Annotated in this window: 20 protein-coding genes; 10 read left to right on the top strand and 10 right to left on the bottom strand. The window is 67.2% G+C overall.

The window, feature by feature from the left end; genetic code table 11:
• Positions 1-4: 4 nt before the first annotated feature.
• Entirely contained in the window at positions 5-1,948 is a 1,944-nt protein-coding gene (locus tag AC4LGL_RS16950; RefSeq protein WP_491839786.1) for a heavy metal translocating P-type ATPase, read from the bottom strand.
• Between the two features lie 105 nt (positions 1,949-2,053).
• Here AC4LGL_RS16950 and AC4LGL_RS16955 point away from each other — a divergent pair, with 105 nt between their 5' ends.
• The 6 genes from AC4LGL_RS16955 (at position 2,054) to AC4LGL_RS16980 (ending at position 7,801) form a co-directional block, all read left to right on the top strand.
• Complete coding sequence (locus AC4LGL_RS16955) at positions 2,054-2,407, top strand: ArsR/SmtB family transcription factor (RefSeq protein ID WP_055120635.1); 354 nt, start codon at positions 2,054-2,056, stop codon at positions 2,405-2,407.
• A 504-nt stretch (positions 2,408-2,911) separates the two neighbouring features.
• A complete protein-coding gene (locus AC4LGL_RS16960) occupies positions 2,912-3,616 on the top strand; it encodes a ZIP family metal transporter (protein WP_491839787.1) in 705 nt (234 codons plus the stop codon).
• A 25-nt stretch (positions 3,617-3,641) separates the two neighbouring features.
• The gene (locus AC4LGL_RS16965) at positions 3,642-4,427 is read left to right on the top strand and encodes a prolipoprotein diacylglyceryl transferase (RefSeq protein WP_491839788.1); all 786 of its coding nucleotides are present in this window, start codon (positions 3,642-3,644) and stop codon (positions 4,425-4,427) included.
• Positions 4,424-4,948 carry a hypothetical protein gene (locus AC4LGL_RS16970; protein ID WP_491839789.1) on the top strand — a complete coding sequence of 175 codons (525 nt, stop codon included), beginning with the start codon at positions 4,424-4,426 and terminating at the stop codon, positions 4,946-4,948. The genes AC4LGL_RS16965 and AC4LGL_RS16970 overlap by 4 nt, the downstream gene beginning before the upstream one ends.
• Positions 4,949-4,956: 8 nt before the next feature.
• Entirely contained in the window at positions 4,957-6,507 is a 1,551-nt protein-coding gene (locus AC4LGL_RS16975; protein ID WP_491839929.1) for a radical SAM protein, read from the top strand.
• Positions 6,508-6,706: 199 nt separating this feature from the next.
• The gene (locus AC4LGL_RS16980; protein ID WP_491839790.1) at positions 6,707-7,801 is read left to right on the top strand and encodes an MPT63 family protein; all 1,095 of its coding nucleotides are present in this window, start codon (positions 6,707-6,709) and stop codon (positions 7,799-7,801) included.
• A 355-nt stretch (positions 7,802-8,156) separates the two neighbouring features.
• On the opposite strand, the gene AC4LGL_RS16985 is transcribed toward AC4LGL_RS16980, so the two are convergent.
• The 5 genes from AC4LGL_RS16985 to AC4LGL_RS17005 all read right to left on the bottom strand — a co-directional run bounded on the left by AC4LGL_RS16985 (position 8,157) and on the right by AC4LGL_RS17005 (position 12,423).
• Positions 8,157-9,095, bottom strand: a complete 939-nt coding sequence (locus tag AC4LGL_RS16985; protein WP_491839791.1) for a Ppx/GppA phosphatase family protein — start codon at positions 9,093-9,095, stop codon at positions 8,157-8,159.
• A complete protein-coding gene (locus tag AC4LGL_RS16990) occupies positions 9,092-9,583 on the bottom strand; it encodes a DUF501 domain-containing protein (RefSeq protein WP_055116926.1) in 492 nt (163 codons plus the stop codon). Before AC4LGL_RS16990 ends, AC4LGL_RS16985 begins: the two co-directional genes overlap by 4 nt.
• Complete coding sequence (locus AC4LGL_RS16995) at positions 9,576-10,283, bottom strand: FtsB family cell division protein (RefSeq protein ID WP_491839792.1); 708 nt, start codon at positions 10,281-10,283, stop codon at positions 9,576-9,578. Before AC4LGL_RS16995 ends, AC4LGL_RS16990 begins: the two co-directional genes overlap by 8 nt.
• 27 nt (positions 10,284-10,310) lie before the next feature.
• Complete coding sequence (gene eno, locus AC4LGL_RS17000) at positions 10,311-11,594, bottom strand: phosphopyruvate hydratase (RefSeq protein ID WP_055116932.1); 1,284 nt, start codon at positions 11,592-11,594, stop codon at positions 10,311-10,313.
• 97 nt (positions 11,595-11,691) lie between these two features.
• Positions 11,692-12,423 (bottom strand): lytic transglycosylase domain-containing protein, encoded by a 732-nt coding sequence (locus AC4LGL_RS17005; protein ID WP_055116935.1) that lies wholly within the window; start codon positions 12,421-12,423, stop codon positions 11,692-11,694.
• A 208-nt stretch (positions 12,424-12,631) separates the two neighbouring features.
• Here AC4LGL_RS17005 and efeU point away from each other — a divergent pair, with 208 nt between their 5' ends.
• Genes efeU through AC4LGL_RS17025 form a run of 4 tightly spaced genes read left to right on the top strand, consistent with a single transcriptional unit; the run spans position 12,632 to position 16,717 of the window.
• Positions 12,632-13,582: an iron uptake transporter permease EfeU gene (efeU, locus tag AC4LGL_RS17010; RefSeq protein ID WP_491839793.1), complete on the top strand. Its 951-nt coding sequence runs from the start codon at positions 12,632-12,634 to the stop codon at positions 13,580-13,582.
• Positions 13,579-14,751, top strand: coding sequence for an iron uptake system protein EfeO (gene efeO, locus AC4LGL_RS17015; RefSeq protein ID WP_491839794.1), 1,173 nt, complete (start codon positions 13,579-13,581; stop codon positions 14,749-14,751). Before efeU ends, efeO begins: the two co-directional genes overlap by 4 nt.
• Positions 14,732-16,051, top strand: coding sequence for an iron uptake transporter deferrochelatase/peroxidase subunit (gene efeB / locus AC4LGL_RS17020; RefSeq protein ID WP_491839795.1), 1,320 nt, complete (start codon positions 14,732-14,734; stop codon positions 16,049-16,051). Before efeO ends, efeB begins: the two co-directional genes overlap by 20 nt.
• 12 nt (positions 16,052-16,063) lie before the next feature.
• Complete coding sequence (locus tag AC4LGL_RS17025) at positions 16,064-16,717, top strand: DsbA family protein (RefSeq protein WP_491839796.1); 654 nt, start codon at positions 16,064-16,066, stop codon at positions 16,715-16,717.
• A gap of 18 nt (positions 16,718-16,735) precedes the next feature.
• On the opposite strand, the gene AC4LGL_RS17030 is transcribed toward AC4LGL_RS17025, so the two are convergent.
• The 4 genes from AC4LGL_RS17030 to mfd all read right to left on the bottom strand — a co-directional run bounded on the left by AC4LGL_RS17030 (position 16,736) and on the right by mfd (position 23,492).
• Entirely contained in the window at positions 16,736-17,548 is an 813-nt protein-coding gene (locus tag AC4LGL_RS17030; protein ID WP_491839797.1) for a serine hydrolase, read from the bottom strand.
• Between the two features lie 193 nt (positions 17,549-17,741).
• The gene (locus AC4LGL_RS17035; protein WP_491839798.1) at positions 17,742-18,857 is read right to left on the bottom strand and encodes a nucleoside triphosphate pyrophosphohydrolase; all 1,116 of its coding nucleotides are present in this window, start codon (positions 18,855-18,857) and stop codon (positions 17,742-17,744) included.
• Between the two features lie 180 nt (positions 18,858-19,037).
• Positions 19,038-19,616 carry a hypothetical protein gene (locus AC4LGL_RS17040; protein ID WP_491839799.1) on the bottom strand — a complete coding sequence of 193 codons (579 nt, stop codon included), beginning with the start codon at positions 19,614-19,616 and terminating at the stop codon, positions 19,038-19,040.
• 255 nt (positions 19,617-19,871) lie between these two features.
• A complete protein-coding gene (gene mfd / locus AC4LGL_RS17045; RefSeq protein WP_491839800.1) occupies positions 19,872-23,492 on the bottom strand; it encodes a transcription-repair coupling factor in 3,621 nt (1,206 codons plus the stop codon).
• Positions 23,493-23,556: the final 64 nt, after the last annotated feature.

Consider the following 23,556-nt stretch of genomic DNA (forward strand, 5'->3'; position numbering starts at 1 on the left):
AGCGCTACGAGCGGGGCCACGCACGGCTGCTCAACAGTCGCAGTCCGTTGAGGGCGACGAGCATGGTCGATCCCTCGTGACCGGCCACCCCGAGTGGTAACGGCAAGTGTCCGAACAGGTCCCAGGTCACCAGGACCGTGATGACGGTGGCGGCGATCACCAGGTTGGCGATCACCAGGCGCCGGGCCCGCCGGGACAACGCGACCACCGCGGCGATCGTCGAGAGGTCATCGCCGATGGTGACGACGTCAGCCGTGTCGACCGTGAGGTCGGCACCGCTACGCCCCATCGCCATCGAGGAATGCGCGGATGCCATGGCCGGTGCGTCGTTGATCCCGTCGCCCACCATCAGCACGCGCCGTCCACCGGATCCCAGTTCCCGAACCGCGGCGGCCTTGTCGTCGGGCAGCAGACCACCCCGCACATCCTCGATGCCCAGCCGCTGGGCCAGCCGCACCGCCGCCGCCTGGTTGTCACCGGTGAGAAGAACCGGCTGACATCCGGTGAGCGCGTGCAGCTTCCGGACCGCATCGGCGGCACCCGGGCGCACCCGATCCTGCAGACCCACCACCCCGATCGCCCGACCGTCGACGGTGACGACGACAGCAGTCGACCCGGTGGCCTCCATCTCGGCCACGTCCGGGATCGCCGGGCCTCGATACGTCGCCGGACTCAGGACCTCGACTGTGCGCCCATCGACGATCGCCCGGACACCACGGCCCGCACGAGCGGTGAATCCGGTGGCGTCGGGAATCGAGATGCCTCGCGCCACCGCCTCGGCGACGACGGCGCGCCCGATCGGATGTTCGCTGAATTGCTCTGCGGCAGCAGCGGTTGCGAGGATGTCGCCGCTGTCGCCACCGGACAGCCCCACAATCTGCACGACGCGGGGAGCTCCTGTGGTCAAGGTCCCGGTCTTGTCGAGCACGACGACGTCGGTGTCGGCCAGTCGCTCCATGGCGACCGCGGACTTCACCAGCACGCCATGTCGGCTGGCGTTGGCGATCGAGCACAACAGCGGCGGCATGGTCGCGAGCACCACAGCACACGGCGAGGCCACGATCATGAAAGTCATGGCGCGCAACAGGGTTGAGCGCAGATCGGCACCCAACACCAACGGCACCGCGAACAGCGCCAGGGTGGAAGCCACCACCAGCACTGAATAACGTTGTTCGATCTTCTCGATGAACAGCTGCGTGGTGGCCTTGGTTGCCGAAGCCTCGGCGACCGCCGTGACAATGCGCGCCATCACCGTGCTCGAGGGGTCGCGGGTGACGGTGACCTGCAGGGCCCCAGTGGTGTTGAGCGTTCCGGCGAAGACGTCGTCGCCCACCTGTTTGATGGCCGGCAACGGTTCACCGGTGATCGAGGACTGGTCGACGTCCGAGGACCCACCGAACACGGTGCCGTCGGCCGAGATTCGTTCCCCAGGCCGGATGAGGATCTGGTCACCGGGGCGAAGAGAGCCTGCGGCGACGACGCGGCGGGTGCCGTCCTGCGCGAGCACGGTCGCGTCGGCCGGAGCCAGATCGAGCAGCCCCCGCACCGAACGTTCGGTGCGCGCGGTGGCCACGTCCTCCAGCGCGCCCGACGTCGCGAAGATGACGATCAACAGCGCGCCGTCGAACACCTGCCCGATGGCTGCCGCACCGATCGCCGCGAGGATCATCAGCAGGTCGACATCGAGGGTGCGGGTGCGCAGCGCCTGCACGCCGGACACCGTCGACTGCCAACCGCCGGCGAGATAACACGCCAGATAAAGGGTCCACCACAGCGGTTGCGGAGCATCGGCCAACTGCGCGAACACGCCGCACAGCATCAGCAGGAGGGCTGCGACCGCCCAGCGCACCGAATCCACGGACCAGATCCATGCGCCGACCCCGCGCGAACCGGCAGGCCCGGCGTCGGCGCGAGACAGCGGCGACCGGTCAGTCGACAGAGCGGTCATCAGTTGCACCTCTCGTTCGTGCTGAGCCATTACGGCACACACATTTATACATGTAAAGATTGAAATGTATCAACCGTGTTTGTCCCGCATGCTTGAATGAGTGCCATGGGCCACGGAGTTGAGGGGCACGCGACGCCGGCAGCGTCCCTCGACGCCGCCTCCGCGACCAAAGTCGCCGAGACGCTGCAGGCCCTGGCCTCCCCCAACCGATTGCTGATCCTGACCCGACTCCGGGAATCGCCGTGTTCGGTCACCGAACTGTCCGCTGCAGTCGGCATGGAGCAGCCCGCGGTTTCCAATCAACTCCGGTTATTGCGGGCGCTGGGCCTCGTCACCGGCGACAGGTCCGGTCGCAATATCGTGTACCGGCTCTACGACAACCACGTCGCCCTCCTGCTCGACGAGGCCATCTACCACATCGAGCACCTCCGACTCGGCGCCCGCGACACCTCCGCCTGAGTCCCTAAACCCGCCGCAGCCAAAGAGTTTCACGCACTGTTCACCGGCGTGTCCGCAGTCGAAATAACCCTCGCGCAAAAATCGCGCGCCGTTTAGGGAATCCTTTATTTTCACCGTGGGGCGAACTATTGTGAAGTCGTTATATGTTGATGTCCACCCATACTCGGGAGTTTGCTGCCGGCCATACCGGCGGTACCCGAACAGTGAGGAGTTGAACGACGATGCGCATGGCAACCAAGGGATCCTGCACCTGTCGCTGTAATGCCTGCGACGGTGGCCACCACTGCGGAAACCCCCCGAACTGCAACGCACGGCGCTGACGCCGTCGGTGGCCTGTTGTCCGGGCAACCGGCGACAGGTCACCACCCGTAGCCCCTACGCCGCCTGAACATCGGGCCATAACCTCATCGATCGCACCGATCGGTCGTGCGATTTCGCGCTTCGCCACATTCTCACCACCCCCGCTTCCGCGGTTCTGAGCCGCCGCTGTCTTATGCTGCGGCTGTGCTCACCGCGTTGACCTGGGGCCTGGTCGCCGCATCCTCCTTGCTCATCGGCGCGATCGCCGGTGTCGTCCGCGACTGGAATCGACGTCTCGTCGGCCTCGTTCTCGGTTTCGGCGCCGGGGCACTCATCTCCAGCATCTCCTTCGAGCTCGCCGAGGAAGGCTTCCGAGCCAGCGGCGGCTGGGCGGTGGCGCTCGGCCTGGCCCTCGGAGCCGTAGTGTTCTATCTCGCTGACAAGGCCGTAGATCGTCTGGGCCGCAAAGGAACCCAGACCGCCGGGTTGCCCCTCCTGCTCGGCGCCCTGCTCGACGGCATTCCCGAACAGGCCGCACTCGGCATCGGTATCGCCACCGGGGCCGGCGTCAGCCTGGCACTGGTGGTCTCCATCTTCGTGTCGAACCTGCCCGAATCCATCGGGTCGGCCAGCGACATGCTATCCGCCGGAGAGCCGGCCCGCCGGATCGTGGGTGGATGGGCCGCGATCGCCGCACTGTGCGCGCTGGCCACCGTGGGCGGCTACCAGCTGCAGGATGTCGCCGGCGCCCAATTGCAGGGCGGGATCAACGGATTCGCCGCCGGTGCACTGCTGGTCATGCTGGTGGGCTCGATGATCCCGGAGGCCACCGAGAAAGCCGGCGAAGACGCCGGACTGGCGGCCGTGCTGGGATTCGCCGTCGCCGCCGGACTGTCGCTGGCCGGGTGAAGCGGTCGCGCGTTAGGTTCGGCAGGTGACTTCGCAGTGGCACCTGGGGCCCGTCACCATCGGGGTGCACAACCTGTTCGTCGCCCTCGGGGTGTTCGCCGCCCTGCTCGTGTTCGTCACCGAGGCCCGTCGGCGCGGCGCGGTCAACGAGCAGTCCGTGGTCGCCGCCGCCGGCGCGCTGATCGGTGGCGCGATCGGGATGAGGTTGACCGGGTGGATACATCACCTGGACTTCAGCGCCAATCCGACCCTGGCGCAGGCCTGGCAGTTCGGCTCCCGCAGCATCCTCGGCGGGCTGCTCGGGGCCTACCTCGGCGTGCTGCTCGCCAAGCGGCTCGGCGGCTACCGCGGAAAGACCGGCGACCTGTTCGCGCCCGCCGTCGCGCTCGGCATGGCGATCGGCCGCATCGGCTGCCACCTCACCGAAGCCCCCGGAAGGGCCACCACGCTGCCATGGGGGATCCACGCCCCGGCCGACACTCCCGAATGTCCCGGATGTCTGGCCGGCCTGGCGATGCATCCGTCGTTTCTGTACGAGATCGCCTTCCAGCTCACCGCATTCGCCGTGTTGCTGTGGCTGCGTCCCCGGATCGGCAAGCCCGGTGAGCTGTTCGTGCTGTACGTCGCGGCCTACGCGGTGTTCCGGTTCCTCGTCGAGTTCGTCCGGGCCAACGAGACCGTGTGGCTGGATCTGACCCGCCCGCAATGGTTCCTGCTGCCATCACTGCTGATCCTGGGATTTCGCCTGTGGTACGGCTACCGCCGCGGGTACTATCGCAACCCAGCCCGTACCGAGGAGGTGCCCGCATGACGACACCGCCCGATCCTCCCGATGACACACCTCCCCATGGCTTTGCTCCACCGCCGGCCGGACCGCCTGTATTCGGCCCCCAAAGCTTTGAACCACAAGGGATCCCACCGGCCTATCACGGTGAGCCCGGTCCCCCGCCACCTCCGCCTCCGGGCTATCCCGGATATCCGTACCCGACTCCCTATTCGTACGGCCCACCGCCGAAACCCCCACAGCGCATCTCCGTCCTCATGGTGATCCTCGGGCCGTTCATCTATGCCGCGCTCAACCTGGTGATCGGGTTGGTCGCCTTCCTGGGCGCCGCCACATTCGACAGCCGTGGCGGCAGCGCCAACCTGGTCTTCGGCGGGGCCGCAGTGTTCTTGGCCGCCGTCGCCTTCGGCGGTGGGTTCCTGATGTTGTTGTCGAAGAATCCGACGGCACGGGGCCTCGGCATCGGACTGATGGTGGGCTGGGCCCTGATGTCGCTGTTCACCGCAGGCTTCTGCACCGGCGTCAACCCGGAGCTGTACGCCCGGTGAGCACCGGAATGGGTTTGCGCGGCGACCGCCTGCACCGCTACGTCACCGCGTTCTGCCCGCACTGCCACAGCGAGGCACCCGAGCGCCCACTGGCCGACGTCGTGCGTCTGGCCGGCATCCTGGTCGAACGCGACGGGCACATCTGGCTCGAACGTGGCTGCCGCACACACGGGTTGGTACGCACCCTGTACGACGAGGATCCCGAGATCCTGTCCTACCTCGAGGAGTGGACCGCCCCGACCAAGGCCCACATCCCCGACGTCGCCGGGAACTTCGACCCCATCCCGTCGGCCTACCTGCGTGGCCTGCCCGAGATGCAGACCCAGCACACCTGCATCCTGCTGCAGGACATCGCCGAGACCTGCAACCTGCGCTGCCCCACCTGTTTCACCGACAGTTCGCCCGATCTGCGGCATGTGGTGCCCACCGCCGACGTGCTCGCGAACGTCGACCAGCGGCTGGCCCGGGAGAACGGCCGCATCGACGTCCTGATGCTCAGCGGCGGCGAACCCACCCTGCACCCGAACCTGGCCGAGCTGCTCGACCAGCTGGTGGCCCGGCCGATCACCCGAATCCTCATCAACAGCAACGGGGTACGCATCGCCAACGACGACGCGTTGCTGGATCTGCTCACCGCGCACCGCGAACGCGTCGAGGTGTACCTGCAGTACGACGGATTGTCCGAGCAGGCCCACCGTCACCACCGCGGCGGCGACCTCCGGCGAACCAAAAGCCAAGCCCTACAGCGGCTCTCCGAGCGGGAGATCTTCACCACCCTGGTGATGACGACTGCTCTGGGCGTCAACGACGACGAGATCGGCGACATGGTCCGGCTGGCCCTGGACACCCCGTACGTCGGTGGGCTCACCATTCAGCCGCAGTTCGGCTCCGGACGTTCGGGGGCGATCGACCCCATGAACCGGCTGACCCACACCGGGGTGCTCAAGCGGCTGGGACCACAGACCGGCGGCGCTGTCACCTGGCGCGACCTGACCGCGCTGCCCTGCTCGCACCCGCACTGCTGCTCGGTCGGCTATTTGGTCCGCGACGACAACGACCAGTGGCGCTCGCTGGTATCGCTGATCGGCACCGAGAGCCTCAAGGACAAGCTGGGCCTGGTGTCCAATCGGATCGCCGACGCCGAACTCCCGCGCGAACTGCGCATGGCCGTTCAAGAGTCACTCCTCGGGCTGCTCTCGGAGCAGTCGTCGCTGTCGCACCCTCAGATCGGTGACGTCTGGCGCGCCATCTGCGAGGGCTGCGACCTGGGTATGGGGACACTGCTGACGTTGGCGTCCTCGGCACTGCCCGGCCGACGCCGCAAGATCCGCAAACTGCTGGGCGAGCGCGTGGTGCGCCTGACCGTCAAGCCGTTCATGGACATGTCCACGATGATCGAAGAGCGGCTGACCCAGTGCTGTGTCCACGTCGGCACCCGGTCCGACACTGCCCAACACCAGTGCGCGCCGTTCTGCGCCGTGCAAGCCTGGCCTGCACTGGGGCGTCAACGGCTGTCTCTGTCGGTAGGGCAGGCATTACCGCTCATCGAGATTCGATGAGGAAGCAAACTGGCTGGTCCTCGTCGCATTCGGGCCCGGCCAGCGGCATTCGGGGCCAGGTCGACGACGCTTTCTGCCAGGCACCGATGGCAGAAACTGTGAACTACTGTTCCTAACCGTCCTCTTAAGCTGATAACTTCGCATGAAGTGGGTGTCCCACTGCCGGGGGGCCTGCCACCTTTCTTTGGACCAGTCAGGAGTGAACGCCTTGAAGAAGACGAACATCAGTACGGCCTTTGCCGGAGCGGCTATTGCCGCCGCGGCGATCGTCGCCAGCGCCCCGATGGCGCTCGCCGACGCCGAGGACAGTGCTGTCACCACCGCTGCGCTCGGCGGCCAGGGCAAGCTGGACGGCGGCACCCAGAGCTGGACGGTCAGCGACCTGAAGCCCAGCACTGACACCATCAACTACACGCCGCGCGGCACCCTGTGGGAGGTCACCGCGACCAACGAGGCCCTCCAGGGCTCGGTGACGCCGATCGTCTCCAACTTCAACGTCCGCGCCGCCGACGGCCAGAACTACCGCGCGCTGTTCCAGGTGCCCAGCACCCAGGGCGTCAACCCGGCCACCCTCGCGCAGGGCCAGAAGACCAGCGGCAAGATCTACTTCGACGTCACCGGCGACCAGCCGACGTCCGTCGTCTACAACGCCGGCGGCCATGACGTGCTGGCGTGGGACAAGACCGCTGCTCCCGCCGCGGCCCCGGCCGCCGGCGCCCCGAAGCGTCCGGCTCCTGCCGCTGCTCCGGCCGCCGCCTCCCCGGCACCCGCCGCAGCTCCGGCTGCCGGTGCTCCGAATGCTGCTCCGGCCGCCGTCTCCCCGGCTCCCGCGCCCGCCGCCGTTCCGGCTGCACCGGCCGGCACCGGTGCAGGCAACGCCGCCACCGCGCTCTCGCCGGCCGCCACCCCGGGCGCTCCGGGTGCACCGGCTGCAGCCCCGGCTGCTCCGGGCGCTCCGGCCGCAACCCCGGCGGGCACCGAAGCGGTTCCGGCCGCTCCGGCCCCGGGCACCGAGTCGACCCCGGTCGCTCACGGCACCCCGGTCGCCGAGGGCGCACCGGCCGCCACCGGTGCGGGTAACGCCGCCACCGCGCTCTCGCCGGCCGAAGGTGTGCCCGCCGAGGGTGCGCCCGCCGCCGCTCCGGGCGCTCCTGCTCCGGCTGCTCCGGCACCGGGTGCTCCGGCCGCTCCCGCCACCGAGCCCGCGCTGGTTCCCGCCGGCACCCAGCCGGTCATCACGCCCGCCCCGGCCCCCGCGGTCGCTCCGGCGAGCAACCACGGGACTGCGTCCTGATCTAAGTAGTCAAGGCGACGGCCGGACGCGGGCAACCGCGTTCGGCCGTTGTTTTATGTGAGGGGTGCTGCGCTGCCCGGGTGCCGCGCCGCGCCGCGCCGCCGCCCCGCCGCTTTCTACACCAGGGCTGCCGATCGCGTGGTCCAGCGACCCCACGGTAGAAAACGGTGAGCCGCTGCCGCGGGCCCTGCCGATCACCCGCCGCCGCGCGTGCGTCACATCCCGCGCCGCGCCGCCGCTTTCTACACCAGGGCTGCGCCGAGCGTGGGATCACGACCCAGGTGCAGAAATCGGCGCGCGGAGAAGTGCTTTCGAAGCGTGCAGAGGCGCGCCGAAGCGGAGAACCGCCGAAAGGTCAGGCGATCGACAGCGCGATGCCGTCGAGAATGTCGTGCTCGCTGACCACCAGTTCACCGATACCGGCCCGGCTCCCGAGAACAGCCGCCAACTCCTCGACGATGATCGCACCGCCACCGATCACGTCGGCGCGGCCGGCGTGCATCGGCCCGAGTGCGAGGCGTTCGGCCTTGGTCATCCCGATCAGCTGCTCGCATACCCCGAGCAGCTCGTCGAATCCGATGCGGGACAGGTGAATTGCCTCGGGATCGTATTCAGTCATCCGCTGCGCCAGCGCCGAGAGCGTGGTCATCGTCCCGGCCACACCGACCCATGTGCGCGCACCGTCGACCGGCACCACGGCCAGCGCCTCGGCCAGGCCGTCACGAGCCACCGCCCGTGCCTGCTCCACCTGGTCCGCGGTGGGCGGGTCGGAGTGCAGGCACCGTTCGGTGAGCCGGACACATCCGATGTCGGCGGAGAAGCTTGCCTGCACGGCGGTCTCGCCGAGCACCAGTTCGGTCGAGCCGCCACCCAGATCGACCACGACGAAAGGCCCTGCAGCAGGGTCGAGTTCACCGACTGCACCGCGGAACGACAGCTCGGCCTCTTCGGTACCGGTAATCACCTCGGCCACCGATCCCGGGACCACCTTGCCCAGCAGACGTGCGGTCATCGCGAAGAACTCGTCCCGGTTGCCGGCGTCCCGCGCGGCCGACGTGGCGACCATGCGCACTGCGGTCACCGAGTGCTCGGCCATCAACGCCGCATAGTCGGCCAGCGCGGATTCGGTACGTGCCAGGGCTTCCGGAGCGAACTGGCCGGTGGCGTCGACGCCTTGCCCCAGCCGTACGACCCGCATCTCGCGGTGCGCGTCGCGAAGCTTGCCGTCCACCAGATCGGCGATCAGCAGACGAATCGAGTTCGTGCCACAGTCGATTGCGCCGACCCGACTCAAACCCACACCTCTCGATCCAAGATTCCTGCCATCGCCGGCTCGACCGCCAGCACTGCGAGCGCTTCGTCACCAAAGGGGTTGACACCGGGGCCTTTTGCCAACGAGTGGGCCATCACCACATGCAGACACTTCACGCGGTCCGGCATACCGCCGCCGGTGAACGTGGTGCCCAGCGATTCGATCTCGTCCCGCTCGGCCAGATACGACTCGTGTGCCCGGCGATACGCGGCGGCCAGGGCCTCATCCTCTTGCAGGCGTTCGGTCATCTCCCGCATCAGCCCGGAGGACTCCAGCCGGCTCGCGGCCGCAGTCAGCGCCGGATGCGTCAGGTAATACAACGTCGGGAACGGCGTGCCATCGGGCAGTTTCGGCGCGGTCTTGACCACACCGGGCTCACCGTTGGGACAGCGGTAGGCGACCTCAAGAACGCCACGTGGCTCACGGCCCAATTGCCGTGTCACAGCCTCGATGTCGGCGGGATCAACCATTGGGACCTCTGGGCTCGGCAGGCGGCGGAACAGGCGGCGCAGGCGGCCCACCCGGCCCACCCGGTGCAGGCGGTGGTCCGCCGATGGTCGGGGAAACCCCATGGGGCTCATCGGCAATCGTGTGCCACAGCGAGGTGTACCAGGGCTGCCCCACCGGCACCGCAGATCCCGGCAGCACAGGCTCTCCCGGCTCAGACACCATGGCCCCGGGCGGCAGTTGCACCTGATACGGAGTGTCGCCGGGCATGACGAAACCGAGCCGCTCCCTGGCCTGGGCCGCGATGTACACCGGGTCGGCCAGTTTGACCTTCTGTTGTTCCAAGTCGGCGATCTTGGCGCGCAACTGCTCCTCGCTGGCCTTGAGTTGTTTCATCTCGGTGCGCTGGGCGAAATAGGTGCGCACCGGCCCGGCGATGGTCAGCGTCAACACACACACCACCGCGGCGAGGATCGCCGCCCGCCGCGCCGTCGACCCGAACCGCTGTTCGGACTGCAGCTCGGCCTGCTGCTGAGCTTGCACCGCAATGGCTTTGGTGACCGTCTCGTCGGCAACCGGTTCCGCCTGGGCCGGACGGGACTCGCCCGCCCGGCGCCGGGGCTGTGAAGCGCGCGGCCGATTCGACTCCCCAGCCTTACCGGGCTTGCCGGGTCGGGAGGCTGGGGACCGTCGCTTCGGGTCTGGCCGCTTCGCTTCAGGCATCGACGTGTGGGTGCGCAGACGCCTGCGTTACTTGGCCTCGAACCGAGGGAACGCGAGATCGCCCGCGAAACGCGCAGCGTCGCCCAGCGCCTCCTCGATGCGCAGCAACTGGTTGTACTTGGCCACCCGCTCGCTGCGGGCCGGGGCACCGGTCTTGATCTGACCGCTGCCCACCGCGACCGCGAGGTCGGCGATGGTGGTGTCCTCGGTCTCGCCGGAGCGGTGGCTCATCATGGTGCGGTAACCGCTGTTGTGCGCCAGCGCAACGGCATCCAGCGTTTCGGTGAGCGTGCCGATCTGGTTGACCTTCACCAGCAGCGCGTTGGCGGCGCCGCGTTCGATGCCGTCCTCGAGACGTTCCGGGTTGGTGACGAAAAGGTCGTCGCCGACCAGCTGGATCCGGTCACCGATGGCCGACGTCAGCGCCACCCAACCGTCCCAGTCGTCCTCGGACAGCGGATCCTCGATCGAGACCAGCGGGTAGGAGTCGAGCAGGCCAGCGTAGAACTCCGCCATCTGCTCGGCGGTGCGGGTTTCCTTCTCGAAGGCGTAACCCGAACCCTCCGTGTAGAACTCGGTGGCCGCGACGTCCAGCGCCAGCGCCACATCGCTGCCGAGCTTGAAGCCGGTGGCCTCGATGGCCGTGGCGATCAGGTCCAGCGCGGCCTTGGTGCCCGCGACGTCGGGGGCGAAGCCGCCCTCATCGCCGAGACCGGTGGACAGGCCCTGCTTCTTGAGCACGGACTTGAGCGAGTGGTAGACCTCGGTACCCCAGCGCAGCGACTCCTTGAAGGAGGGAGCGCCGATCGGGGCGACCATGAACTCCTGGACGTCCACCCCGGTATCGGCGTGCGCGCCGCCGTTGAGGATGTTCATCATCGGCACCGGAAGGATGTGGGCGTTCGGGCCACCGAGGTAGCGGAACAGCGGCAGCGCGGCACTGTCGGCCGCGGCCTTGGCCACCGCCAGCGAGACGCCGAGGATCGCGTTGGCGCCGAGACGCGACTTGTCCGGAGTGCCGTCCAGGTCCAGCAGAGCCTGGTCGACGAGACGCTGATCGTCAGCGGCCAGGCCGATGATCGCCGGGGCGATCTCGTCGAGAACGGCCTCGACGGCCTTCTCGACGCCCTTGCCGCCGTAGCGGGAGCCGCCGTCGCGCAGCTCCACCGCTTCGTGCTCGCCGGTCGACGCGCCCGACGGCACTGCCGCCCGAGCGAACGTGCCGTCGGTCAGGGCCACCTCGACCTCGACCGTCGGGTTGCCACGGGAGTCGAGGATCTCGCGGGCTCCAACCTGCTCGATGATGGGCACTGGCTTCTCCTTATTGAGTCCGGCGTGTAGGGATGAGACTAGATCGTGGCGGGCGCGACGGAGTGTTTGGGCGTGTCACACCGGTCGCCCGCGTGCGTCACAAACCGTGGCCACCGGCGTACGCGGTCGCCCAGTCACGGACCATCCGGGCGTACTGGTCGGAGTTGTTGTAGGCCTTGAGTGCCTTCATCCAGCCCCGCGGCGTGGACAGGTCCTTGCCGTACCAGCACAGCAGGCCGGCGGCCGAGAGCGCGGCGTCGTCGAAGTTGTCCGGGCTCACCACCCCGTCGTTATTGCCATCCACCCCGAAATGACCCCAGGTCTCCGGGATGAACTGCATCGGCCCCATCGCCCGGTCCATCAGCGGATCCCCGTCGAGCTTGCCCTTGTCGGTGTCGGGAATGCGCAGGTTGCCGGCGGTCCCGTCCAGCTGGACGCCGCGGATCGGTGGGGTGACGTCGCCGTTGCGGGCGATCATCGCGCCGCGGTACGTGCCGTGGTGGCTCTCGACCATGCCGATGCCCGCCAGGGTGGTCCAGGCCACCTTGCAGTTGGGGTTCTCCACCTGGGCGACGCGCGCGGCGTAGGCGTAAGCCTCCAGTGCGTTGACGGGCATGCCCATCGCGGGCGCCCGATCCGCCGCCCATTCGTGGAGCTGATCAGCCGGTCGACCTTTGGCATAGGTGTCGATCGCAGGCACCGCGTCCCCGGCCGGCGGCGGCACACCTTCGGGAATTGGGGTCCCCAGATGCCACGAACAGCTGGATGCCAACAGCAGCGCTGTCGCAGCAATAACGGCGACAGCCCGCAGCCAACGCACTGGCGACACCGGACTCCCTCAACCCCGCTCGGTCTGATTGGCCATCGTCGCATGCGCGACCGTGGACGCGTCGAGCGACGGGGGCGTGCCGGAAGAACGGCAGGTGAAGTCAGCCGGTCCCACAGACCCCCCTGATAAGGTGAGCCACGCCTTGCTATGGCAAGGCAAGGCTACATTTTTCACGGTGCTTTCACCCCGGTCGAACGAGGACGCTTTGATGACTGTCATCTCGGACGTTCCGACCAGCACGCTGGCCGCCTCCAACGTCACTTCGCAGGTATTCGGCAGTGGCCTGATCGGTTTGCGGGAAGGCCTCGAAGCCGCCATCGTCGTCTCGATCCTGGTCGCATTTCTGGTCAAATCCGAACGCCGCGACGCGCTCAAATGGGTGTGGCTGGGAGTCGGCGCCGCGATCGCCATGACCGTCACCGTCTTCCTCGTCATCCAGTTCGGTGAGAACACCATCAGCGGACTGGGCGCCGAAGCCATCGCCGGCATCGCCTCACTGATCGCCGTCGTCATCGTCACCACCATGGTGCTGTGGATGAAGAAGGCGTCGGCCTCGCTGTCGGGCGAGCTGCGCGGCGAGATGTCGCAGGCGCTGGAGACCGGCGGCCTCGCCGTGGCGCTGCTGGCCTTCCTGGCCGTGGGGCGTGAAGGTGTCGAGACCGCGCTGTTCATGGTCGGCTACGCCGAGGCCGAGACGCTCTGGCCGCTGACCGGCCTGATCATCGGCGTGCTGATCGCCGCGGCGATCGCCTACGGCATGTACGCCGGCGCCGTCCGGATCAACCTCGCCAAGTTCTTCTCCTACACCGGCATCTTCCTGATCGTGGTGGCCGCCGGAATCCTGGCCTACGGCATCAAGGCGCTGCAGACCGTCGGCTGGATCCCCGGGCTCAGCGCCAAGGCCTTCGACATGAGCGGTGCGTTCGACTGGTCGGCCTGGTACGGCGAGATCATCCAGGGTGTCTTCAACATCGACCCCACGCCGACCGTGCTGCAGTTCGGTGCGTGGGTGGTCTACATCGTGGTGGTGCTGGCGCTGTTCCTGAAGCCGGTGCGCGCCAAAACCGCCGCATCCGGCGCCGCAACCACTTCCGAGTCTTCCTCCGAGTCGACCGTCGAGCCGGAGACCTCCACCGCACCCGAAAGGTCGACCAAGTGAAGATGACCCCTGTCGCCAAGACCGGATTCGCGGCCACCGCCGCGGTGCTGGCCGGCATTTCGATGAGCGCGTGCCAGGCCAAGGAAGCCGACGGCGGCAGCGCGAGCGGTGACGGGGCCAAGTCCGCGCAGATCACCGTCGACGCCTCCGACAGCGAGTGCAAGCTGTCCGGGACCACCGCGACGACGGGACCGAGCACGTTCGTCGTCACCAACAGTGGCGACAAGGTCACCGAGTTCTACGTCTACGGCGAGGGCGAGCGGGTCATGGGCGAGGTGGAGAACATCTCCCCCGGGCTCAAGCGCCAGCTCATCGTTCAGCTCACCCAGCCCGGCACGTACCAGACCTCGTGCCGCCCCGGCATGGTCGGTGAGGGCATCCGCGGCAATTTCGTGGTGACCGGTGAGGCCGTGCAGGTCGACACCGAGGGCAAGTTCAAGGACGCCGCCGACAGCTACAAGCGCTACGTGAACAGCCAGGTCGACGCCCTGGTGCCGGCCACCGAGGAATTCGTCGCCGCGGTCAAGGCCAAGGACGTCGCCAAGGCCAAGTCGCTCTACCCGACCACCCGCGTCTACTGGGAGCGCATCGAGCCGGTCGCCGAGTCCTTCCCCAACGACCTCGACCCCCGAGTCGACCTGCGCGAAGCCGACCTCGAGCCCGGGCAGAAGTGGACCGGTTTCCACGCGCTGGAGAAGCAACTGTGGGTCACCGGCCTCCAGCCGGACGCCAACGCACTCGGCGACCAGCTGATCGCCGATGTCAAGGAACTCCAGGCCGGCGTCAAGGCACCGGACTGGACCATCGACTCCACCCAGATCGCCGGTGGCGCACAGGGTCTGCTCGACGAGATCGCGATGAGCAAGATCAGCGGCGAAGAGGACATCTTCAGCCACACCGACCTGTGGGACTTCCGGGCCAACGTCGAAGGCTCGCAGACCGCGGTGGCCTCGGTGCGACCGATCCTCGACGAGCGCGACGCCGAGCTGGGCAAGCGGGTGGACGCCCGGTTCGCCGACGTCGAGAAGTTGCTGGAGAAGTATCGTGACGGCGACGGCTTCGTCTCCTACGACAAGGTGACCGAGCCGCAACGCCAGGAACTGTCGCGCGCCATCGACGCGCTGAGCAAAGAAGTGAGCCAGGTACAGGGTGTCATCGCCAAGCAGTGATTCTCCGGAATCCACCCCGGATGCCGAGCAGTCCACCGGATTCTCCCGGCGCAAGCTGTTCGGTGCCGCCGGGGTCACCGCCGCGGTAGTCGGTGCGGCCGGCGCGGGTGCGCTGGCCGGCCGCGCTTCGGCGGCCGACGTCCCGCACGGTGTCCTGCAGGGTCCGGTCCCGTTTCGAGGTGACCAGCAGGCAGGCATCATCACCGAGGCGCAGGACCGGATGCACTTCTGCTCCTTCGATGTCACCACCGACAACCGCGAGGACGTCGTCGCACTGCTCAAGCAGTGGACGAAGATGGCCGAGCGGATGACGCGCGGCGAGGAGACCGAGGACGGCGGTGCCGTGGACGGCAATCCGTATGCGCCGCCGTCGGACACCGGTGAGGCGCTGGGCCTTCCGGCCTCACAGCTGACCCTGACGATCGGGTTCGGGCCATCGTTCTTCCGCAAGGACGGCAAGGACCGCTTCGGCATCGCCGACAAGCAGCCCGCCGAGCTCAAGGATCTGCCGAAGTTCCCCAACGAGACCATGGACCCGGCCCGCAGTGGCGGCGACATCTGCGTGCAGGCATGCGCCAACGATCCGCAGGTCGCGGTGCACGCGATCCGCAACCTGGCCCGCGTCGGGTTCGGCACGGTCGCGGTGCGGTACTCGCAGCTGGGGTTCGGCCGTACCTCCTCGACCACCCGCGATCAGGCCACTCCGCGAAACCTGTTCGGGTTCAAGGACGGAACGAACAACCTCAAGTCAGATCAGACCGATCTGCTCGACAAGAACGTCTGGGTGGCCGAGGGTGATGGGCCGGCCTGGCTCACCGGTGGCAGCTACCTGATCACCCGACGGATCCGGATGCGCATCGAGAACTGGGATCGCACCACGCTTCTGGAGCAGGAGCGGGTGATCGGTCGGCAGAAGGGCAGCGGCGCCCCCAACGGGTTGCAGCAGGAATTCGACGGACTCAATTTCGAGATCACCGACGGCAAGGGCGATCCGAAGATCGACAAGGACGCTCATGTCCGGCTGGCCTCGGCCGACCACCTCGGCGGCATCGAGATCCTGCGTCGCGGTTACAACTTCACCGACGGCTCGGACGGTTTCGGCCACCTGGACGCGGGCCTGTTCTTCATCGCGTTCGTGCGCAGCCCCGAGAAGCAGTTCATTCCGATGCAGCGCGAGTTGGCCCGCAAGGATCTGCTCAACGAGTACATCACCCACACCGGGACGGCCATCTTCGCCTGCCCGCCCGGGCTGCGTGACGGTGACAGCTCGGGCTACTGGGGTTCGACGCTGTTCGAGTGAGGCACTGACCCGATGACGCGCAACACTCGAATACTGCTCACCGCATTGGCAATCGCGGTGCTGGCCATCGGTGTCTTCGTGTATCAGTCGACTCGTGATCGTGGCGGCCCGCCACCGGTGGCCTCCGTCGATTCCGGCCAGGTGGTACGCGAGAACAGTCATCGGCTGAACTCCGTTCCCGACAGCGACGTGACATTCGTGGAGTTCCTCGACTTCGAGTGCGAAGGTTGTCGCGCGGTGTATCCCTCCATCGAGCAACTGCGGGCCGAGTACGGCGACCGGGTGAACTTCGTCATCCGGTACTTCCCACTCAGCGCTCACTACAACGCCGAACGAGCGGCACGCGCCGTCGAGGCCGCCGCCCAGCAGGACAAGCTCGAAGCGATGTACAAGAAGATGTACGACGCCCAAGGCCAGTGGGGTGAGAAGCAGGATCCGGCGGACGAGGTATTCCGGGGCTTCGCAGTAGAACTCGGCCTCGACATGGCCGCATTCGACAAGGCCTACAGCGACCCGGCCACCGCCGCCCGCGTCCAACTCGATGTGGCCGACGGCCGCGCCCTGGGTGTGCAGGGAACACCGACGTTCTTTCTCAACGGCGAGCGCATCCAGCCCCACAGCTATGAAGACCTGACCTCGCTGTTCGACCAGGCGCTGGCCGAATAGCGAGACGGCCCGGCGCAGTCACCCTCCGAGCAGGATCTGGCTGAGCCGAGTGGTGGTTGCGACGCCGTCGTCGTAGCCGCCCTGCCCGTTGAGTCCGTTCATGATCGCCAACGTATAGCGCTGATTGGGTCCGGCGAAGCCCACCGAGTTGATGACCCAGCCGCCCTGTTCCTGCGACCAGCCGTTCTTGTTGCCCGGGTTCATCGACGGCCCCGCGCCCCAGACGCCCCACTGCTGCTCCCCGCCGACCCGTTGCATCTCGGCCACCACCGCAGCCGCATCGGACGGATTCAGTTGGGTCAGCGTGTAGTTCATCAACCGGTCGAGATCATTGGTGGTCGATTTCTGAAAACCCCAGTACGGGAACATGTCACCGAAGCCCGGTTGCGGTCGCAGGTCGGTCATGCCGTAGCGCGGGAAGCCGGCATTGAACGCCTTGTGATCCGTCCCGCCGTACCGGGTCCACAGCGCGTCGGCCGCGTCGTTGTCGGAGTTACGCAGCATGTTCACCATCAACTGCCGGTCGTTACCCGACATCCGCAATGCTCCGGCACGTTCCCGGGTCAGCAGGTCGACCACCATGGCCAGCTTGATGGTGGACGCGGTCCAGATCATCTGGTTCGCATTGGGGTTGGCGTACCGCGTGCCGGTGGAGCGATCACGTAGGACATAGCCGACGGTGCCCGGCCGCGACGCCAGGTAGGAATCTGCCGCCGCGATGCGCGAGCGCAGATCGCATCCCGTGGCCGCGCAGTCCGCATTGGCCTGCGGTGCAACCGCCATGCCCAGCACGAGCGCGAGGACGGTGGCGGCGGCCCGCAGCATCGTCATGGCCCCACGGTAACGGGGCCATGAGGTGGCAAGCTGCTGGCACGCCGTCAGGAGGGACGGGCCATACTTCGCAGTGGCCGAACCTCCGTTGAAACTGCCCAGAACGGTCCGCGGTGACCCGCGTTTGTGACGTGGTGGCGGAGAAACCGGCCCGAAATCGCCCTGACGTTACAAACGCGGGCGGCGTCAGTCGCTAGGGGCGATCGCCCTCTTCAGCCGCGTCGTCGGCCTCTTCGGCCGCGTCGCCCTCAGAGTCCGAATCGTCCGCGTCGGCGTCAGCTTCCTCGGCGTCCGCGACGTCCTCGACTGGAGCGGCGTCCTCGGCGTCGTCCTCGAGCTCGTCGTCCGCATCGGGCTCAGGCTCGACAACCGCGTCCCGCCAGTAGGTTCGCCACTCGTCCTCGGTGATCGAACCCAGCGGTGTCACGTCGAGTTCCTCGGGAACGTCCTCGCCACGGCGACCGGCCGCCACGTCGGACTCCACCACTCGCACGGTGTCCATGAACTCCAAAACCGCACTGCGCAAATCATTCTCGGCATCGGCATCCGCCGAGACCACCACCGAAGTCAACGCAACCGGCACCAGGTCGGCGGGCAGCCCCGCCTGAGCCACCCGGGCCAGCACTTTCTGCGCCAGTGCAAGGGCCGGCTGACCCGTGGGCACGTCATCCATCGATGACCCGCGGGCTTTCACCTTCTGCTCCTGCGCCTTGCGCTGCTCCCACTGGGCCAGCTGCTCATCCAGGGAAATCGATTCTCCGGCAAGGACTGCCGGAACGCGGTTGCCGAGCTTGCGCACAAGCGAATCGGCGACATCGTCGATGTTGAACGGATGAACGGGCGCATCCTCGGCGATGCGGGCGTGGAACAACACCTGCAGCAGCACATCGCCGAGTTCCTCGCGCAGTTCGTCGGCGTTGCCGCCGCGCACCGCGTCGAAGAGTTCGTAGGTCTCCTCCAGGAGATAGCGACGCAACGAATCGTGGGTCTGCTCGCTCTCCCACGGCCCGTCGGTACGCAGCTTGTCCATCATCGCCACGGCGTCCACGAGCCGCTCCCCGGCCTGCGCGCGCGGGGCGGCGATCAACCGGTCCCCGGCCGCCAAACGGGCCTTGACCGCCGGATGCTCCGGGTCCGAGGACAGCAGGACGGGCGCATCTTCGCCGTCATATGCCGGTCGCGCCGCCGGCAGCGACCACGGCACCTTGACGGGCATTTCCTCGGTGTATTGCACATCGCCGATCAGCAGATCGATCGCGTCGACCGGGATCAGTGAAGGGCGGCGCGGGTCGACCAATACGACGGTCATCGGGCTCCACCCCTTCCATTTCGACGAGATTTGCTGATCTCGGTTATACCAACACTGTGCCCGACTTCGACGTACGTCGTGAGCACGGCCAACGCGGCGATTCGCCGGTACCGGGTGGCAGCCACACGGGATGGCCGCCCTGCCCGAAGGCAAGGCGGCCATCATGTCACAGGCCGTGGTTTACGACTCCGGCGGGAACTGGCCCTCCGGGATCACCCAGTGGCCCGGGGTCTCGTTGTAGAACGGGTTGGCAACTCCGTTCACCGTGGGCAGCGTCTTGAGCTGACCGGGCGCGATGCCGAAGAACGGATTCTCAACGCCGTTGATAGTCGGCGAATTCGTCAACTGACCCGGTGCGATGTTTCCGTCAGGCTGCCTGAAGAAGTTATCTACCTCGGGAAATCTGACGGTCGGAACATTCACATCGGGAACATTCACGCTCGGAACATTCACATCAGGAACGTTGACACTCGGAACGTTCACATCAGGGACATTCACGCTCGGAACATTCACATCAGGAACGTTCACGCTCGGAACATTCACATCCGGAGCATTCACGCTCGGAACATTCACATCAGGAACGTTGACACCCGGCACGTTCACGTTCGGCGTGCCCACATTGGGTACCGCCGGACCGGGAACCGGAGGCGGCGTGGGCACGTTCGGAACAGCCTGCGCCAAGCCTGTACCCAGGCCCAACGCGCCCAATCCCAGTGCACCGGCCATCGTTGTGGTTACTGCGAACTTCTTGAAGTTCATGGTCACTCCTTCGCCTTGCCTCACCGCGACCTGTCGCCAATAGACGTCAATCGCGTGATGTTCGGTTTGGGAAATTGCATGACCGCCCTATGGCCGACGATCTCGCCGCCTCTTTCTGCAGACGACTACGCAATACCTTGACCCCCCGCATATATGTCGGATCCCGGTTTCGGTGCGTTAACAGCACTTCGCGGATACGGCGCGGCGCACACGCCAGAAAGGCGTCGCGACCAGGCAATTAGACGCGAGAAAAAATTACAGATCCGCGGTGATGTCGATGCTGCCTTCGGTCTGTCCGTGGAGCACCAACACCAGACCGGCCACCATCCGGACAATGTCGAGGTCACGGATCCGCGGGGAGCCGATGCCGTCGGTCTCACGCGGGATCGGCACCTGAACCACCGAGGTGGTGGCCCGGTAGTGCGCACCCGGGTACATCCGCTTGAGCCGCAACTGCGCGGAATCGGGAAGGACCAGCGGCGACAGCTTGATCGTCGACGCCGACACGGCGCCGATCTCGGTGATGCCGTACTCGCGGCACAGCAGCCGCAACCGGGCCACCGCCACCAGGCGCTTCGCGGGCTCGGGCAACGGGCCGTACCGGTCGACGAGTTCGTCGACAACGGCCTTGACCGCGTCCTCGTCCGTCGCCGCGGCGAGCCGCCGGTAGCCCTCCAGTCGCAGCCGGTCACTGCCGATGTACTCGGGTGGCAGGTGCGCGTCGACCGGCAGATCGACCCGCACTTCCTTTGGCTCCTCAGCTGTGGCAACGGTTTTCCCGTCGGCAGCTGCTCGGTAGGCCTCGACAGCCTCGCCCACCAGTCGCACGTACAGATCGAAACCCACCCCGGCCACGTGGCCGGACTGCTCGGCGCCGAGCACGTTGCCCGCGCCGCGGATCTCCAGGTCTTTCATGGCCACCGCCATGCCCGCACCCAGCTCGTTGTTCTGCGCGATCGTGGCCAACCGGTCATAGGCCGTCTCGGTCAGCGGCGAATTGGGTGGATAGAGCATGTAGGCGTACCCGCGCTCGCGGCTTCGCCCCACCCGGCCTCGCAGCTGATGAAGCTGTGACAACCCGAAGGTGTCGGCCCGCTCGACGATCAGCGTGTTGGCGTTCGAGATGTCCAGACCGGTCTCGACGATCGTCGTGCAGACCAGGATGTCGTACTCGCGGTTCCAGAAGCCCTCGACGGTCTTCTCCAGGGTCTCCTCGTTCATCTGGCCGTGCGCGACGACGACCCTGGCTTCGGGCACCATCTGACGAATCCGCGCCGCGGCCTGGTCGATGGTGCGCACCCGGTTGTGGATGTAGAAGGCCTGCCCGTCCCGCAGCAGCTCACGACGCAACGCCGCGGCCACCTGCTTGTCGTCGTGCGGGCCGACATAGGTCAGCACCGGGTACCGCTCTTCGGGCGGAGTCAGGATCGTCGACATCTCCCGGATGCCGGCCAGGCTCATCTCGAGGGTGCGTGGGATCGGGGTGGCGCTCATCGTGAGCACGTCGACGTGCGTACGCATCGACTTGATGTGCTCTTTGTGCTCGACACCGAAGCGCTGTTCCTCGTCAACAATGATGAGGCCCAAGTCTTTCCAGGTCACGCCGGTCTGCAGCAGCCGGTGCGTGCCGATCACGACGTCGACCGCGCCGTCCTTCATCCCCTCCATGGTGGCCCGCGACTCCGCCGGATCGGTGAACCGCGACAATCCCTTGACCGTCACCGGAAAACCCGCCATCCGGTTGGTGAAGGTCTGCAGATGCTGATCGGCCAACAGTGTCGTGGGCACCAGCACCGCGACCTGCTTACCGTCCTGGACGGCCTTGAATGCCGCCCGCACCGCGATCTCGGTCTTGCCGTAACCCACGTCGCCACAGATCACCCGGTCCATCGGAACCGGTTTCTCCATATCGGATTTGACCTCGGTGATCGCGGTCATCTGGTCCATGGTCTCGGTGAAGCCGAACGCATCCTCCATCTCGTTCTGCCATGGAGTGTCGGGACCGAACGCATACCCGGGTGCGGACTGCCGCTTGGCGTACAGCGCGACGAGCTCACTGGCGATCTCCCGAACGGCCTTGCGGGCCTTGGTTTTCGTATTGGCCCAATCGCTTCCGCCGAGCTTCGACAACGACGGCGCCTCGCCGCCGACGTAGCGCGAGAGCTGATCCAGCGAATCCATCGGCACGTACAGCCGGTCCGATCCGCCGCCGCGTTTGGCTGACGCGTACTCCAGCACCAGGTACTCACGACGCGCTCCGCCGACCACCCGCTCGGTCATCTCGACGAACTTGCCGATGCCGTGCTGATCGTGCACCACCAGATCCCCGGCGGTCAGCGCCAGCGGATCCACGACGTTACGTCGTTTGGCCGCAAGCTTTTTGCCTCCTGAGGCCGTCACCCGGTTACCGGTCAGATCGGTCTCGGTGATGATGACGAGGTTGGCTCCGGGCAGGACCAGGCCGTCGTGCAACGGTCCCTTGAGCACCCCGACCACACCGGCCTTGGGTGCCGCCCCCGGCTCCAACATGCCTGCGGGCGTGTCGGAATCGCCGAGCTGCTCCACCACGCGGTGTGCCGTACCGGTGCCCGGGGTGACCACCGCGGCGTACCCACCGGTGGCCACGTGGGCGCGCAGCATCGCGAAGATCTCTTCGAGACTCTGCTGACTGCGGGCCGACGGAGACGGCCGCAAGTCGAGTTCGGTGGCCTTACCGTCGGGCAGCTGGCTCAGCGTCCACCACGGATGACCGCCGGCCACGGAATCCTCGCGGGCCTGCTCGAACGGGACGAACCCGGATGCCCCCAGCGCCTCGAGGTCGATGGGGGCATCCCCGCCGACGGCAGCCGTCGACCACGACGCCTCCAGGAATTCCTGGCCCGTCTTGATCAGGTCCGCGGCCCGGGTCCGCACCTTCTCGGGGTCGCACAACAAGACCGGAGCGCCCTCGGGCAGGTGGTGCGTCAGCGTCGTCGGCTGCACCGGATGCAGCAACGGCAGCAGCGCCTCCATCCCGTCGACCGGAATGCCTTCGGCGAGCTTGGCCAGCATGTCGGGCACGCTGCCCGGCACGCTGTTCTCGTGGGTGGGGTGTTCGGCGGCGAGCACGGCGGCGCGCTCGCGCACGTCGGGGGTCATCAGCAGTTCGCGGCACGGCACGGCAACGATGTTGTGCACCGGGATCTCGGGGATCGAACGCTGGTCGGCGATCGAGAACATCCGCATCTCGGAGATCTCGTCACCCCAGAACTCGACGCGGACCGGATGCTCGGCGGTGGGCGCGAAGATGTCGAGGATGCCACCGCGCACGGCGAACTCGCCGCGTTTGCCGACCATGTCGACGCGGGTGTAGGCCAGGTCGACCAGACGCGCGACGACGGCCTCGAACTCGGCCTCCGCTCCGACGGTGAGCGTGACCGGTTCGGTATCCACCACATCCGGGGCCATCGGCTGCAGCAGCGAACGCGTGGTGGTGACCACCACCCGTAGCGGCGGGCCCAGCGTCTCGTCCTCGGGATGGGCCAGCCGGCGCAACAGCAACAACCGGGCAGCGACGGTCTCGACTCCCGGGGACAACCGCTCATGCGGCAGCGTCTCCCACGACGGGAACAGTGCGACGGCATCGCCGACCACGCCCCGCAACTCGGCGGTCAGATCGTCGGCCTCGCGACCGGTGGCAGCCACCACCAGCAACGGGCCCTGCTGGGCCAGCCCGGCGGCCACCAGCACGCGGGCACTGGCCGGCCCGACGAGTGCGAGATCGGCAGGCCGGTCGGCGGCGCGGCGAAGGACGTCCTGCAGAGACGGATCGGTTAATGCCAGCTCGACGAGACCCGCGATCGGGGTCTGGACATGGTTGTGCCCCGGTGCGGTCATGATGGCGCCATTCTACGGGGCCGGAGATTCGGCTCCGCCTCGCTCTGTCCCGGGAGATCATGGA

Source organism: Mycolicibacterium arcueilense, assembly GCF_058536225.1.

Coding starts and splice junctions, on each gene's coding strand:
- AC4LGL_RS16950 (WP_491839786.1), bottom strand. CDS start 1,948: ATGACCGCTCTGTCGACTGACCGGTCGCCGCTGTCTCGCGCCGACGCC.
- AC4LGL_RS16955 (WP_055120635.1), top strand. CDS start 2,054: ATGGGCCACGGAGTTGAGGGGCACGCGACGCCGGCAGCGTCCCTCGAC.
- AC4LGL_RS16970 (WP_491839789.1), top strand. CDS start 4,424: ATGACGACACCGCCCGATCCTCCCGATGACACACCTCCCCATGGCTTT.
- AC4LGL_RS16975 (WP_491839929.1), top strand. CDS start 4,957: ATGGGTTTGCGCGGCGACCGCCTGCACCGCTACGTCACCGCGTTCTGC.
- AC4LGL_RS16990 (WP_055116926.1), bottom strand. CDS start 9,583: ATGGTTGATCCCGCCGACATCGAGGCTGTGACACGGCAATTGGGCCGT.
- AC4LGL_RS16995 (WP_491839792.1), bottom strand. CDS start 10,283: ATGCCTGAAGCGAAGCGGCCAGACCCGAAGCGACGGTCCCCAGCCTCC.
- efeU (WP_491839793.1), top strand. CDS start 12,632: ATGACTGTCATCTCGGACGTTCCGACCAGCACGCTGGCCGCCTCCAAC.
- AC4LGL_RS17025 (WP_491839796.1), top strand. CDS start 16,064: ATGACGCGCAACACTCGAATACTGCTCACCGCATTGGCAATCGCGGTG.
- AC4LGL_RS17030 (WP_491839797.1), bottom strand. CDS start 17,548: ATGACGATGCTGCGGGCCGCCGCCACCGTCCTCGCGCTCGTGCTGGGC.
- AC4LGL_RS17035 (WP_491839798.1), bottom strand. CDS start 18,857: ATGACCGTCGTATTGGTCGACCCGCGCCGCCCTTCACTGATCCCGGTC.
- AC4LGL_RS17040 (WP_491839799.1), bottom strand. CDS start 19,616: ATGAACTTCAAGAAGTTCGCAGTAACCACAACGATGGCCGGTGCACTG.
- mfd (WP_491839800.1), bottom strand. CDS start 23,492: ATGACCGCACCGGGGCACAACCATGTCCAGACCCCGATCGCGGGTCTC.